Origin of the sequence: Enterobacter cloacae complex sp. ECL414 (genome assembly GCF_021869685.1) — a bacterium.
Taxonomy (GTDB): Bacteria; Pseudomonadota; Gammaproteobacteria; order Enterobacterales; family Enterobacteriaceae; genus Enterobacter; species Enterobacter kobei.
In genome coordinates, this window is the sequence record NZ_CP091481.1 from 2221004 (window position 1) to 2234437 (window position 13434).

The 13434-nt window shown below is 50.8% G+C and carries 12 protein-coding genes; 9 read left to right on the forward strand and 3 right to left on the reverse strand.

What is annotated here, in order from left to right; genetic code table 11:
• The first annotated feature begins 45 nt into the window (after positions 1-45).
• The 8 genes from L3068_RS10830 to L3068_RS10865 are packed head-to-tail and all read left to right on the forward strand — an operon-like array spanning position 46 to position 9852.
• Entirely contained in the window at positions 46-717 is a 672-nt protein-coding gene (locus tag L3068_RS10830; RefSeq protein ID WP_236904867.1) for a DUF6246 family protein, read from the forward strand.
• Between the two features lie 12 nt (positions 718-729).
• Positions 730-3633, forward strand: coding sequence for a tail protein (tape measure) (locus L3068_RS10835; RefSeq protein ID WP_236904868.1), 2904 nt, complete (start codon positions 730-732; stop codon positions 3631-3633).
• Between the two features lie 8 nt (positions 3634-3641).
• Positions 3642-3872, forward strand: coding sequence for a hypothetical protein (locus L3068_RS10840; RefSeq protein ID WP_058677220.1), 231 nt, complete (start codon positions 3642-3644; stop codon positions 3870-3872).
• A gap of 37 nt (positions 3873-3909) precedes the next feature.
• On the forward strand, positions 3910-4407 hold the full coding sequence (locus tag L3068_RS10845; RefSeq protein ID WP_236904869.1) for a hypothetical protein: 498 nt from the start codon (positions 3910-3912) through the stop codon (positions 4405-4407).
• Positions 4407-4877 carry a hypothetical protein gene (locus L3068_RS10850; RefSeq protein ID WP_193143869.1) on the forward strand — a complete coding sequence of 157 codons (471 nt, stop codon included), beginning with the start codon at positions 4407-4409 and terminating at the stop codon, positions 4875-4877. The genes L3068_RS10845 and L3068_RS10850 overlap by 1 nt, the downstream gene beginning before the upstream one ends.
• 9 nt (positions 4878-4886) lie before the next feature.
• A complete protein-coding gene (locus tag L3068_RS10855) occupies positions 4887-5279 on the forward strand; it encodes an NlpC/P60 family protein (RefSeq protein WP_236904870.1) in 393 nt (130 codons plus the stop codon).
• Positions 5266-7740 carry a host specificity factor TipJ family phage tail protein gene (locus L3068_RS10860; RefSeq protein ID WP_236904871.1) on the forward strand — a complete coding sequence of 825 codons (2475 nt, stop codon included), beginning with the start codon at positions 5266-5268 and terminating at the stop codon, positions 7738-7740. The genes L3068_RS10855 and L3068_RS10860 overlap by 14 nt, the downstream gene beginning before the upstream one ends.
• A 60-nt stretch (positions 7741-7800) precedes the next feature.
• Positions 7801-9852, forward strand: a complete 2052-nt coding sequence (locus L3068_RS10865) for a tail fiber/spike domain-containing protein (RefSeq protein WP_236904872.1) — start codon at positions 7801-7803, stop codon at positions 9850-9852.
• A gap of 31 nt (positions 9853-9883) precedes the next feature.
• Here the strand turns inward: L3068_RS10865 and L3068_RS10870 are convergent, their stop codons facing one another.
• From L3068_RS10870 to L3068_RS10880, 3 genes are read right to left on the reverse strand one after another with little or no spacing between them, the layout of a single operon-like run.
• Positions 9884-11368, reverse strand: a complete 1485-nt coding sequence (locus L3068_RS10870; RefSeq protein WP_214602744.1) for a glucosyltransferase domain-containing protein — start codon at positions 11366-11368, stop codon at positions 9884-9886.
• A 4-nt stretch (positions 11369-11372) separates the two neighbouring features.
• Positions 11373-12290 carry a glycosyltransferase family 2 protein gene (locus L3068_RS10875; RefSeq protein WP_214602745.1) on the reverse strand — a complete coding sequence of 306 codons (918 nt, stop codon included), beginning with the start codon at positions 12288-12290 and terminating at the stop codon, positions 11373-11375.
• Positions 12287-12649, reverse strand: a complete 363-nt coding sequence (locus L3068_RS10880; protein WP_214602756.1) for a GtrA family protein — start codon at positions 12647-12649, stop codon at positions 12287-12289. Before L3068_RS10880 ends, L3068_RS10875 begins: the two co-directional genes overlap by 4 nt.
• 282 nt (positions 12650-12931) lie before the next feature.
• On the opposite strand from L3068_RS10880, the gene L3068_RS10885 reads away from it, so the two are divergent.
• Positions 12932-13321: a HumD family translesion DNA polymerase gene (locus tag L3068_RS10885; RefSeq protein WP_214602746.1), complete on the forward strand. Its 390-nt coding sequence runs from the start codon at positions 12932-12934 to the stop codon at positions 13319-13321.
• Positions 13322-13434: the final 113 nt, after the last annotated feature.

Consider the following 13434-nt stretch of genomic DNA (forward strand, 5'->3'; position numbering starts at 1 on the left):
AGGGCGGCGTGCTGCCCTTGATAATGACCGTTTACTGGAAGGCCTATGACCGCTTTAACCGATATTGGCGAACTCTCTATCAGCGACAGCCGCGAAGGCGGGAAAGATTACCTGCTACGGCCTTCATTCGAGGCCATGACGAGGATCGGCACTCCCGAAGAGATTGTGCAGGCATACGCCACCATCCACGGCAATGATGTCGCTCAGTTGATTGAGGTGTGCGCTGGCACGTTGGGGCGCTTCCCTACCTGGCTACACCCATCCTTCAATCGCGCCGCTGAGAAGCTGTTATCAACGTGCATGCTGGTGCTGCAGGCATGCTGCGATGACGACCTGACGCCAATGATCGGTGAGTGGAAAGGGTGGCGGCACTGCGTCGTCTACCGCCCGGGCCAGATGCCAAAGAACGACATCATTGTGCTGGCACAACACCTGATGCAGCACGGTATCGTCGGAAAGGCAAAGGTTCGCCAGTTGCAGCGCCACGAAACAGGCGAGCGCACTACTGAGTTCAAAGCCTTCGACTACATCAGCGCAGCACGTAGCCACTTCGGCATAAACCGTGCAGAAGCCTCTCAGTTAACGATGACCGAATTTCAAATGCTGCTGGCGGCGAAATACCCGGACCAGAAAGGATTCACTCGCGAAGAGTACGACAGCATCGCCGACGAGTACCTGGCTAAACAGGCCGCACGCAGGGCAAAAGCTAAGCAATAACCGGAGAATGACATGGCAGGTGAGAAGAACGCCGGTAGCATCGTTTATGAAATCAGCGCCGACGTTGAGCCGCTGCTTCAGGGCGGGAAACAGGCCATTGATGCTCTGGATAAACTGGATGCTGCAGCCCAGCAGTCCGGAAAGGGAATGGATAACCTCGACCAGAGCACGGCTCAAACAGGGTCTGCGTTTACTGAATTGGCTGGCTACGCCAACTCCATGGATAACCAGCTGCGGAAGCTGAACACCAACGTGAGCGGCATTGCACGCGCTATGGAAGAGGCCCGCAGCGGTACTGGCGGCGCGAGTAGTGAATTCAGCCGTGCTGAATCCATCATCGAGGCGCTGGGGAACCAGCTTGCTGTACTAGATGAGGCGCAGGAGAATGGTGCTCGTAGTGCCGCTATCCTTGCCGCACAGCTCCGCGCCGGTTCAAAAGCAACAGATGAAGAAAAGCAGAAGATCGGAGAGCTGACCGGTCGTCTGTATGACATGAAGACTGGCGTTGAAAATGGCGCAAAAGGCACTGGCAGCTGGAAAACCAGCATGCAGCAGGCCGGGTACCAGGTTCAGGACTTCATTGTGCAGGTGCAGGGTGGGCAGTCTGCTCTGGTGGCGTTCGCTCAGCAGGGGTCTCAGCTTGCTGGTGCATTTGGCCCTGGCGGTGCCGTGGTTGGCGCCATAATAGCGCTTAGTTCAGTTCTTGCTGGCGTGCTGATTACTTCGCTGAATGGCGGTAAAAACGCCATGGACGCACTTAAAGACGCAGCTGAAGCGATGGGTAAGGTGATCACCATCTCTCAGAATGGCGTGGCCGCACTGTCAGATAAGTACGCCAACCTGGCAAGAACCAACGCAGAGGCAGCAACCATCCTGAGAAATCAGGCAATGATTGAGTACAACGCTGCCATAGCGAAGATCCCTAAATCAATCAACGACGCCTCCAGCTCCATCGTTGGCTTCACCGACAAGCTGAAAACCTCTTTCGTTGGCGGTATTGCGTCGATTGATGAATTCAACAAAAACCTTTCGACAGTCGGTGTAACAGCTGACACCTACTCTGTAGCCATGGAGCAGGCAAGGAACGCCGGGGCGAAATTCACCGTTAACGCTAACGCGATCCAGAACACTGTTACCACACTTGCAGATAAATTTGGCGTGTCGGAACAGCGGGCGTTCGAGCTAAGCAAGCAACTCTCCGATGTGGCGAATAATCCTACGCCTGAAGCGCTGCAAAGGCTGGTCCTTGAGCTCCAGAACACGGAGAGCTCAACAAAGTCAGGCGCTGATGCCATCAGAACGTTCCTTGGTCCGCTCACAGAACTCGTTCGAGTCGCTGGCGAGGCTCAAATCAATCTGTCCGGGATGAAAAAAGAGGTCGATAACCTTACTTCTGGCCAGAAGAACCTGATCAAACAGTCCGAGCGCAACCTGGCACTCTCGAAGTTGCAGGGCGAGGCCCGAGCACGGCTGCAGGCACAATACGCTGCAGAAGATGCCGGATTTGCGAAGGATGATCCGCACGCCAAGCAGATGGAAGATGATGCTGCCGCTACGTACAAAAATACGGAGGCGCAAAAGGCCCTTAAGTCAGAACAAAAGAAAGGTGCCTCCCAAGCTGAGTCTATAGCCCAGAAGTTGGCGAATCTGAAACAGCAATCAGAACTTGCAGCCGACTCAACTAATAAGTTGAGCCGCGAGCAGGCGATCCTGAATGCTCAGCAGTCTCTCGGAAAAGGAGCAACTAAAGAACAACTGGCGCTGGCTGCTCAGTACGCCGCTACAAAATGGGATACGGCCAATGCCATCAAGGCCGAGGCTGCCGCGCAAAAGCTTCTACCAGAAGCGCGCGAAAACGCCAGCTATAAGCAAGATGTTGATGACCTCAAAACCGCTTTGGCGGCCAAGAAGATTAGCCAGGAGCAGTACGACAAAACTGCTGAGAGGCTTGAGGCCAATCATCAGGCGAATTTGGCGAAGATACGAGCTCAACAGGTTGTAACCCCGCAGCAGGAGGCTGTTGCACAGGTTGATCCAGTGCAGCAATTAGCTAATCAGCACGCACAGCAACTGGCCCTTATCCAACAGTTCGAGCAGCAGGGTTTATTGGCTCACCAGAATGCATTAGCCCTCAAAAATGCTGCCGATACGCAGTATGAGCAGCAAAGAACTGCCGCACAGTGGGAGCTTCTCAGTCAGCAGAGCCTTGGCTACAACATGCTAACGAGTGCAGTTGATGCATTTGCTGGCAACGCTTCAAACGCCCTGACAGGCCTTCTCACTGGAACGATGAGCGCTCAGGAGGCGCTTCGATCTCTGGGTAATACCATTTTGAACAGCGTGATTAACAGCATGGTTCAAATGGGTGTAGAAGCCCTCAAGAACATGATTATAGGCCAGACAATTGGCGCAGCTTCATCTGCCGCTTCAATTGCCCAGGCCGCTCTTGTCTCTTCGGCATGGGCACCGGCTGCTGCAATGGCTTCTCTGGCAACTCTTGGCGGGAATGCTGCGCCTGCTGCTGCAGGGATTACTTCAACGGTAGGTCTTGCTTCTGGACTAGCTCTCACTGGCATGCGTTACAATGGCGGCCCGGTGAATGCAGGGGGTCTTTATCAGGTCGGTGAGCGAGGGAAGCCGGAGATATACCAGTCCAGCACCGGTAAGCAGTACATGATACCGGGCGACAACGGCAGGGTGATCAGCAATAAGGAGATGAATGCTGGCGGAGGTGTGAACGTCATAATCAACGTTCAGAATATGACGGGAGCCACATTTGATGCTCAGGCTACGAGTAGTGGAGATGGTACAGTAACCGTGGATGCCATCATTGCTGATCTAAATAATGGTGGTCCAATTTCTCAGGGCATAACAAGTAATTTCAATGCCAAAAGAACTCCACGTGGTCAAAATTGAGAGGGAACATGGATAGTATTTTGCCGGGCGAGTCAAAAAGCATGCCACTTGAAAGCGGGAAGGTTGTCAAATACTCAGCTAACCGGGCTGTTAATTTTGAGTTTTTGCTAACAGATGGCACTTACATTGCCGGTGTTATTCCTGCAGGTGAGACACTTGAGTTTAAGAGTAACGGCTCTATTCAAGAATTTAACATTAAAATTTTTGAAGCTCCGAGACGACCAACTGCCATAGATTAAACCCGCTTCGGCGGGTTTTTTAATGCCTGGAGTTTAGATGCCAATTATCGACTATCCCGACTGGCTGCCGCTGGCACAGAAGGCCAGCAAAAACATGACGCTCGATACCGGGTTCCAGACCGATCAGCCAGCGGTCGGCCCGGCTATTTTCCAGAGCCTTACTGACGACCTGAAAGTGACATGGTCCCTGACGTGGATCTTCACTCTCGACCAGGAGCGCGCTTTTCAGCAGTGGCTGCGCAGCCCTAACTATCTCAACCGCGGCCTTAACTGGTTTCGGATGAATATCAACCTTGGCGGCAGTGGTCTGCAGTTGCAGGAACTTCACTTCACGCAGATGCCGGTGCAAACCAGTATCGATGGTGGAGTAGTGACCTGGACAGGAACCGTTATCGCGAACCACCTCAACAACGCCGACGACGAATTCGACGACATCATTGTTGAGCTGCCTCCGCCTTGGGATTCGTGGCTGGATATCGTTGTAACGGGTTATCCGGACAACAGAGACCCAGAATCACTGCCGAGGGTGCCGTAATGCCGAGTTTCAGGGAGTATAAGCAGCAGCGCCCGACGCGCGGCCTGTACGACACCATCACGTTCTACCATCCGTCTTTTGGTTACGTCCGCCTTGTCGATAAGCAGTTCTTTCCGAAGACGCTCGGCGGCCAGACGTTCACGCCAGCGCGTTTTGAAATTGAAGAAAGCCAGCAGAGCGGCACTCCGGTGATCGACGCGACCGTGAAGTTAGGGCGGCTGTCGTCGGACATCAAAGCGCTAATGAAACAGTGGAAGGGGGCGGCCAGGCTGACTGCCATCACGGCCACGCGGCAGATCTTCGACAGCGGCGATGTGTCGGTGCCGATTAAGTCGTGGCAGCTTTACGTTAAGACGGTGGATATCGATGCTGATGCCGCATCGGTCACTCTGTCTGTGACCAACCCGCTCAATAATAATATTGGAAAATTATACGATCCCCGCGAATACACTGGACTCCAGTACCTATAAGGCATACTCATGACTAAAGATGAATTTATTCGGCTGGTCATCGGTGTGCCGTGGGCTAACCGGGCCTGCTCGTTCGAGAAAGTCGACTGCTGGGGGCTGGTGGTGCTGTATTACCGACACGTTATCGGAACTGAACTGCACCAGACACCGGACTACGAAGCCGGGGCTGACTTCTTCACCTGCTATCAGGGTGACGTCGTTTTCTGGCGCAAGGTCGACAAACCGGTCGATGGCGGGATATTTGTCGGGTACCGCGGCGCGCAGCCGGCACACGTTGGCCTGGTACTGAACCGGCAGGCGTTGCACTCGCGCGGCGAGAACGGAAGCGTTCGCATGGACTCGTTGCTGGTCATTCAGCGAGCATTCACCAAAGTGGAGTTTTTCGAATATGGCGTTGATTGAGCTTCAGCGTTTCCCGGGAACGCCAAAAGAACGCTACAGGGTGCCAAACGGCACCCTTTTTTATGACTGGCTGGCGGCGAATGACGCTACTTTTCACCGCGATCTGCTGATCGTCCGCAATGGCGTTAAGCTGGGCGACGATGACGAGCTGGCGTTTGAACTGAGCGAGCTGGACACCATTCAGATATTTGACCAGCCCAAGGGCATCGTTGAAGACATTCTGAGCCCGATCTTTAAAGTAGTTGGAACTGTGTTTGCCTTCCTGGCGCCGAAGCCAGCCATCGCAAACACCGGCGGCAATACCGTCGACTCCCCAAACAATAGCCTGACCGGTCAGACAAACACCGCGCGCGTCTACAAAGCCAAGCCGGATATCTACGGCCAGGTGCGTTCATTCCCGGATCTGATTCAGGAATCGGTGTTCGAATACGTTCGCCAGGATACCTTTGACGGCGGCCTGAAGTATGTCACTGAGTGGATGTGCATCGGGATAGGCAAGTACGATTATGAGTCCGTACGCTACTCTGAATCGAGCCTTGGCTCGCTTGCCGGTGCTGAATACCAGTTTTATCAGCCTGGCGAGGTCATCCCTCAGATCGTCGAGGGGTATGGCTTCGATGATGTAGACGGGCAGGAAGTCCCTGGGCAGAACGAAGCGGGTGATTTCCCGATCGAGACGGCGACAGCAAACACAGTCGTCAGCGGGACATATTCCGGCGGGAAGATCGCGATGAAAATCGTGAAGCAGGCCGAGTTCGATTACTTCATGGGTCTTGTGCTGCCGCATGCTGTGACGTTCACCATCAACGTGACGTACAACACTGCTTCCGGAAGCGTCACCACTGATGCGACATTCTCAGGGACGCTGATCTCCGCGGTAGAAACGAACGACGGCGCTGTGGTTAACCCGGTGCGCTGGTACACGTTTACGATGAGCGACCTGCAGGGACCGCAGGACATACCGGCGACGGCCACCATCAACACCACGAAGTTCATTCTGAACGACAACGAAGCCCTGGTCGTGGGTCCCTTCTTCTCACCAGTTGAGTCATCACAGCTCTGGCTGCACACGCAGTCGAGCCTGGGCGGGAAGAAACAGACGAACTGGAAGGTCGTTATCTGGAAAATCGACGACGATTACAACCAGATCCCCGGCACTACGCAGACGTTTACCTATTACCAGGGAACACCTCACGACCATACCAGCGAAGTGTTTTACCGCACCGATAAACTGACTCCTGCAGCCGGGTACGGAAAGTACGCGATCAGCTTCCAGCGCACGGATAACTCCAGCGACGCGTCAGTCCTGAAGGTGGAAGAGATCCACGCTATCAACATCAGGATCAATGTCGTTCATCCTACTGACACGCTGGTGCTGGTGAAGGTGAGGGCGACAGAGAACGCGCTGGGCAGTCGTGAGCGCAAATATAACGCTCTGGTGATGCGCCACACCATCACGTACAACCTTGACACGCAGACGGTGGATTACACGCTGCGGCCGTCTCGCTCGTTCGCTGATGCGGTGGCGCACACCTGGCTAATCATGGGTGAACAGCCTGTCAACAGCATTGACCTTTACGGGCTGTACTCGATCGCCGAAAGCCTGCCGGATGAGCGACTGGGTTACTTCGATTACACGTTTGACGACGAAAACGACTCGCTGGGCGACCGCGTGCAGGCGATCTGCAATGCGGCGTCTGTGGTGGCGTACTGGGACGACGGCGTACTGACGTTTACCCGGGATCAGAAAGTTGACTACCCGGCAGCCGTATTCAACCGGGCCAATATGAAGACGGACGAGTACAAAATGACGTACGAGGCCACTCTTCCTGGCGGCTACGACGGAGTGCAGGTCTCTTACGTTCACCCGACCACGAATAACAAGACGTACATCAACTACCGCGTGCTGAACGGCGCCATCGTCGAACAGGAAGCGGAAAACCCGAACAAGCTGGAGATCGTCGGCTTCCGTAACGAGTATCAGGCGCGGGAACGCGCGCTGCGCGAAACGAAACGCTTGATCTACTCCCGGGTGAAGATGAACGCCAAAGTCTTCGAAGACGGGATTATTCAGGTCGGCAGCGTCATTCAGATGCCTGACATCTACGACAGCAACCAGCAGCAGGGATACATCACCGGCCGCTCCGGGAATAACTTCGATACCAGCGAGCCGATCACGTTTGCAGGTTCGATGTATGTGCTGGTGACCGATAGTCTGGGTAACCCTACGCTGCGCTATCCGGCCACCGCCCGCGCTGACACGAAGTACGGATTCACCGCGGCCATCCCTAACATTCAGCTCAACATATGGAACGGAGACACTGTACAGCTTCCTTCGCGCTACCTCATTGCGACGGTGGAGGAACTGGACAGCCAACTATGGAAGGTCAGCAGCATCAAACCGAACACCGATAACACGGTATCTTTGACGGTCGCAGAGTACAGCGACGCCATTTACTAATAAAACCGTCCCCGACCATCCAGACCCGGCCACTGCGCCGGGTTTTTTTATGGAATAAATATGGCTACTACACCTACTCAAAACTCGGTTCCAAGTGAATCTCCAATCGACCTGAAGTTTAACGCCGGGAAAATTGACGAGTTTGTTACCTCTCTGGCGCTTCAGTATTTAGATCGCTTTGGAAGTGCGCATTACACCATTGAAGGGTTGCGCTGGTTAGCCCAGCAGGCAATTGCACAGTTTGGTTGGATCCCCGTGGAATCCTTTCAGGCTGGCGCGACAATTTCATTGCCTAATCAGATTCTAAAAGACACATCAACTGGCGAATATTACCGATGGGATGGTTCTCTTCCGAAAGTTGTACCAGCAGGGTCTACGCCATCATCAACAGGTGGAACCGGGGTAGGGGCTTGGATAAGTGTCGGTGATTCTGCTCTAAGGAGCATGCTTGCAGCGAACGATGGGGAAAAATTAATTGGTGAGTGTCCGACCATTGCCATCCTAAGAACGATTGAGCCTACTGTCGATAAACAAAGGATAACTCTAAAGGAACACACAGCCGGAACTAGAAAAGGTGGTGGTCAGTTCAGGGCTGTATTGAATGGTGCCGCTTATACAGATAACAACGGGACCGTGATTAAAACTGCTGGTGGTTCAGCATGGCTGCGAATCAATGCGGACATTCTGAACCCTCTGATGTTTGGTGCGATTGGTGATGGCGTTGCTAACGATGCTGCTGCTGTTAACAGTGCCTTGGCAACCGGCGTCAGCGTGAATCTGGTTGGCCTTACTTATCTGACGTCTGGCACACCTATACGTATGGATGTCATAACAGGAAGGCAGGAACTTTATGGCGGGATAATCAAGGATGGATCAGTTGGTAACAACAACATCCTCTCTGTTGGCGGTACAAATAAGACGGTTAGAAACCTTACTATTGATGGAACAAGTGGTCCCACAAGTCGAGGTATAATCGTCAAAGAAAACTCAGCCGATATTTTGATATCTCAATGTGTTATCAAAGAGTGTAAATACTATGCCATAGCTGCATCGTATGACTACGTCAACAAGACCCGCTGCCAGCGTATTAATGTCGACAGGTGCTGGATTGACCACTGCGGACAACTTGGTACAGGTGGAGGGTCTGGTGGCGCGTCCTCAATCCTCTTTGACCAGGTATTCACTTCCTCTGTTACTAACTGCGATCTTACCCGGTGTAACTGGGGGATATCATGGTTGCAACCATTCACACCGCCAGCGGCATCTGAGCCATTTGGTTACTACAACAGGGTGGCGAATTGTCGTATAACTGGTAGCGGTTTAAACGGTAACCCATATCCAGAAAGTCAGGGTATCAGTGCCCAGAGCCAGAAGCATTTACAGATTGTCAACAATACTGTTGAGCAGTTTAACGGTAATGCAATTGACAACCAGCGTTGTGAGTATTCCCAGATCCAAGGAAATATCATGCGTGACTGTAAAGACGGTATATTCGTTGGCGATATGGCTTTTATTGGGCATCAGATTACTGGAAACAATGGCTATAACTGTGAGCGGGGTATCCGGGTTCTTGCCGATGCATCTGGATCATTCACTGGACAGTCAATGAGAGCCTCTGTTATTTGTAACAATTCATTCGGCAACTCTGTTTTGTATGGTATTTACGTTCATCACAACGACCCTACCGGAGAACTAAGTAACATCCTAATCACGGGTAACGTGGTAGACAACTTCGGTAACCGTGGTGGTAGCACTGAAATTGCAGGTATCTACATAAACGGTCTCACAGCGGGACAGGTTAATAATAATTCTGTAAGAAGTCAGCGTCGTTTTGCAATACTGGTAGAAGCGTGCATCGGTTGCCAGGTTCATGACAACATGGTTAATGGTTATGACTATGCTAGCCTCACAGCACCTGCTATTTATCTCGATTCTGCGTGTGTCGGAGTGTCTGTGCGAAACAACACAGGCTTCGGCCCAACCACTGCTGGACCGATGGTCTATGTGAATGGCGACAAGAATGCAGTATTTGGTAACCGCCTGCGCGGATCAGCTCAGATTGTGCTGAACAGTGGTACTAATACAGCCACAGGGGATAATTTGCCGTTCTAAGTAACAACCCCCTCAATAGAGGGGGTTGTTTTTAATTTCTGAAGATGAACACAGAATACTCATTATCTTGCTGATAAATTTCCATAAGGTTATTTTTTAATATAGGAGATTTACCCTTTATCTTAGCGTTGAAAATATTTGTCTCTCCCTGTGTTGGCCTTGAGCTTCGAACCCCATACTGCCGTAAAAGGCTGTATTTGAAATTAGAGTTAGCGAATGCAGAGAACACATAACTTCTTAACAGAGGAGCATACTGCATGGCCCTAATAGCCTGCTCAGGAGTTGAACTAGGACCATTAACATGTACTGTATTGCCGTTAACAAAACCTGATTGATAAAGGTTTGAAACTATCTGCTGAGCTACGAAACGGTCGTATCTCTGCTGATCATTGATTGCGTTTGCTGCTACCGATCCGAATGAAAAGTTTAGTAAAACAATAATCACCCCTACCGCTGCACCAATCTTTTCTTTAAAGCAGGTGGCCGCAACAAAACACATGAAGATGCTAAATCCCATCATGACTCGCCCAGCAATAACCGGGAACTCGAGAAGGACAAGCACTCCCGCAGAAAGGAAAAGTGTCACTGGAACGCACGCAATGAGCATTAAAGAGCGAGCAGCGCCGAGAATTTTCCATCTTAAAACAGAAAATACGATTGATGACAGGCAAAGGATAAGGACGCATAGGCCATACAGGCCATTATTTAAATCAGAAAGCAAAGATATAAATCCCTTTGAGTTTGACAGTAAATTTGCAAAAGAATCTGATGATAGTGGAAGTATTCCAGAATGTGACTTTGTGTACTCGCTAAGATTTACAAAGTTGTTAATGACTACGCTGTAAATGGCATAAGCAACCACCATCGCTAGAATAGCAAAAATCACATGACTTAATATTACAGAAAACTTCTCTTTGTTGATGCAGAGCATCCCAGCTAGCAGAACAGTAACAGACATGTAAACGTTAAGGGCTGCCTGGTAGATCATCAGCATGATGGTCAGGCATATCACTGATGAAGTGAACGATACAGCATATCCCTTAAATATATCTCTCCTGCATATCACTGCTGAAATTACAGCAAGGAAGAAGGCAATCGACATTATCAATGAGTCATGACGGAATTCGATATTGCCTATCCAGTATGGATTTGTAAGGGGTAAAAGAATGATCACCCCAGCAAGCCACTGAGATTTAATCTCCAGAACATTCTTTAACATATAACCAGCCATGACCATAACCATTCCGCCAAGGAACATAGAGAATGGATAGGTATCCTGCAGAACGTTATCACCAAAAAAAGATAGTCCGTTTGGTAACAAGGACATTACGGCCATGATAATCGACGCTGCCGGTCTTCCGTTTCCCTCCCATCCGCTATTGCCTGTGTCACTGCGTAGCCAGTCATCAACAGAATAAGCGCCACCCAGCGCAAAAGGTATAAGGTACATTACCGAGAAAGTCAGGCAGGTTATCAGCAGCCACCTGTCTTTTCGTAGAGATTCTGTAGAAAACATATTATTATCTTTTCCCCTTAAGTACATAGCGCGGACGATTTTTAACTTCCACGTAGATCCTGCCAATATACTCACCAAGCACACCTATTCCGATTAGCTGCACGCCACCCAGGAATAAAATAGACACCAGCAGGGAAGGGTAACCTCGAACCGGGTTGCCAAATGCCATGGTATCGACAATCATCCATGCGCCATACAGAAATGCCAGACCAGCAACGAACAGGCCGATGTAAGTCCACATGCGCAGCGGGAAAGTTGAAAAGCTTGTGATCCCCTCAAGCGCCAGATTCCACAGTTTCCAGCCATTGAATTTTGTGCTGCCAGCAACGCGTTCGGCGCGGGCATATTCAACCACATCAGTTCTTCCACCTACCCAGCTCAGAACGCCTTTCATGAAGAGGTTGCGCTCTGGAAGAAGCTTAATGTTTTCCACCATTTCACGGGACATCAGGCGGAAATCACCGACATTCTCTTCAATCTGAGGATTGCTTATTTTGTTGTGCAGCTTGTAGAACCACTCGGCAGTTTTGCGCTTCAGGCGTCCATCGGTAGAGCGATCAGATCGCTTGGCCAGGACCATGTCAGCGCCTGCCTGCCACTTCTCAATCAGATGAGGAATGACTTCGATAGGGTCCTGCAGGTCGACATCTATAGGGATAATTGCGTCACCGGTAGCATGATCGAGTCCGGCAAAAAGCGCCGGCTCTTTGCCAAAATTGCGCGTGAAAGAAAGAGGAACCACGAGCGGATCAGCGATAGCAAGTGCGTTAATGATGGATTCTGTCGCATCTTTGCTGCCGTCATTGATGAAGACGATTTCTACTTCATGCTGCCTGAGCCCTTCAAATTCCCGAACAGTTTTATAAAAAATGGGTATCGCGTCTTCTTCGTTGAAGACGGGAACGACCAGAGAAATTTTCATTTCGCATCCCTAAACACAATGAATTTTGAATAGATGAAACCGCAAACAAGGCTGATTGCGGAGAATACGATTAACGTGATAACAGGTGCCATGCCTGATTTATCTGCCGCCCAGCCCACCGCAGCGCTCAGCGTGCCCATAAACCCGATATACAGCATGTAGCGCATGGTCGTAGTTGATGACTTAAATGTGAATCTGGCATTGGCGAAGAAGCTGAACGATACAGCGACAACGAACCCGGCAAAGTTGCCGAGCGCCTGACCTGTATGAAATGCGTAGATGCATATGGCGAACACCACCCAATGAATGAGCGTATTGATAACACCTATCGATGTATACCTTGCAAACAATCCAAAAATATTCATTTATAAAATATACGCTTAATGTATCTAAAATCCTGGATGAGCCATATTGCTAGCATCGCGAATTCCATACCCACTAACAAAGGGTAACGATGGCTAGCGCCAGTTATGAAAGAAATGAATGAAATCATCGCGGCAAATCTTACAGCAAAATCAATCATATGATCCCCTGCCTAAAGGTTTTTCAAATCGGACATATCGTATCACTTGCAAAGAACTTGATCGACACCGCCGATCAGTAATACTGTATTAATATACAGTATCTATCGGAGGTGAGTTATGGGATACCCGAGTCCGGCACAAGATTACGTTGAAGAACGCATATCGCTCGACAAGCGCCTTATCGCGCATCCGTCGGCAACGTACATGATGATAGCTGGCTCGACATACCTGCGAGCCGGCATCATAAAGGGCGCGATGCTTATCGTCGACTCGTCGCTGACACCGAAAGATGGCTCTCTTCTGGTGTGCACCATTGATGGGGAGTTCAGGATCATGCGCTACAGGACGCATCCGCAGCCTTATCTGGAAAACCCTGAAAATGGAAGAAGGGAACCGTTGCCATCGAAGGATGAAGTGTCGGATACATCGCGGCCGGTGTTCGGGGTGATCACCTACAGCATCAACGATGCTCGCTCAGGTGAGTTTGATGATTGTCCGGTGATGTAATGGGGCATATATGGGGCAAAAATTTAGCGCAAAACAACTCAAACACACAGAAGGTGATGATTCGTCTTGCGCTAACACTTTGCTTTTTACCTGCTTACTTTCTACATACTCAT

What these genes read in the sequence shown, in the direction of transcription:
- L3068_RS10835 (WP_236904868.1), top strand. Translation starts at nt 730, where the DNA reads ATGGCAGGTGAGAAGAACGCCGGTAGCATCGTTTATGAAATCAGCGCC.
- L3068_RS10885 (WP_214602746.1), top strand. Translation starts at nt 12,932, where the DNA reads ATGGGATACCCGAGTCCGGCACAAGATTACGTTGAAGAACGCATATCG.
- L3068_RS10875 (WP_214602745.1), bottom strand. Translation starts at nt 12,290, where the DNA reads ATGAAAATTTCTCTGGTCGTTCCCGTCTTCAACGAAGAAGACGCGATA.
- L3068_RS10865 (WP_236904872.1), top strand. Translation starts at nt 7,801, where the DNA reads ATGGCTACTACACCTACTCAAAACTCGGTTCCAAGTGAATCTCCAATC.
- L3068_RS10855 (WP_236904870.1), top strand. Translation starts at nt 4,887, where the DNA reads ATGACTAAAGATGAATTTATTCGGCTGGTCATCGGTGTGCCGTGGGCT.
- L3068_RS10840 (WP_058677220.1), top strand. Translation starts at nt 3,642, where the DNA reads ATGGATAGTATTTTGCCGGGCGAGTCAAAAAGCATGCCACTTGAAAGC.
- L3068_RS10850 (WP_193143869.1), top strand. Translation starts at nt 4,407, where the DNA reads ATGCCGAGTTTCAGGGAGTATAAGCAGCAGCGCCCGACGCGCGGCCTG.
- L3068_RS10860 (WP_236904871.1), top strand. Translation starts at nt 5,266, where the DNA reads ATGGCGTTGATTGAGCTTCAGCGTTTCCCGGGAACGCCAAAAGAACGC.
- L3068_RS10845 (WP_236904869.1), top strand. Translation starts at nt 3,910, where the DNA reads ATGCCAATTATCGACTATCCCGACTGGCTGCCGCTGGCACAGAAGGCC.
- L3068_RS10870 (WP_214602744.1), bottom strand. Translation starts at nt 11,368, where the DNA reads ATGTTTTCTACAGAATCTCTACGAAAAGACAGGTGGCTGCTGATAACC.
- L3068_RS10830 (WP_236904867.1), top strand. Translation starts at nt 46, where the DNA reads ATGACCGCTTTAACCGATATTGGCGAACTCTCTATCAGCGACAGCCGC.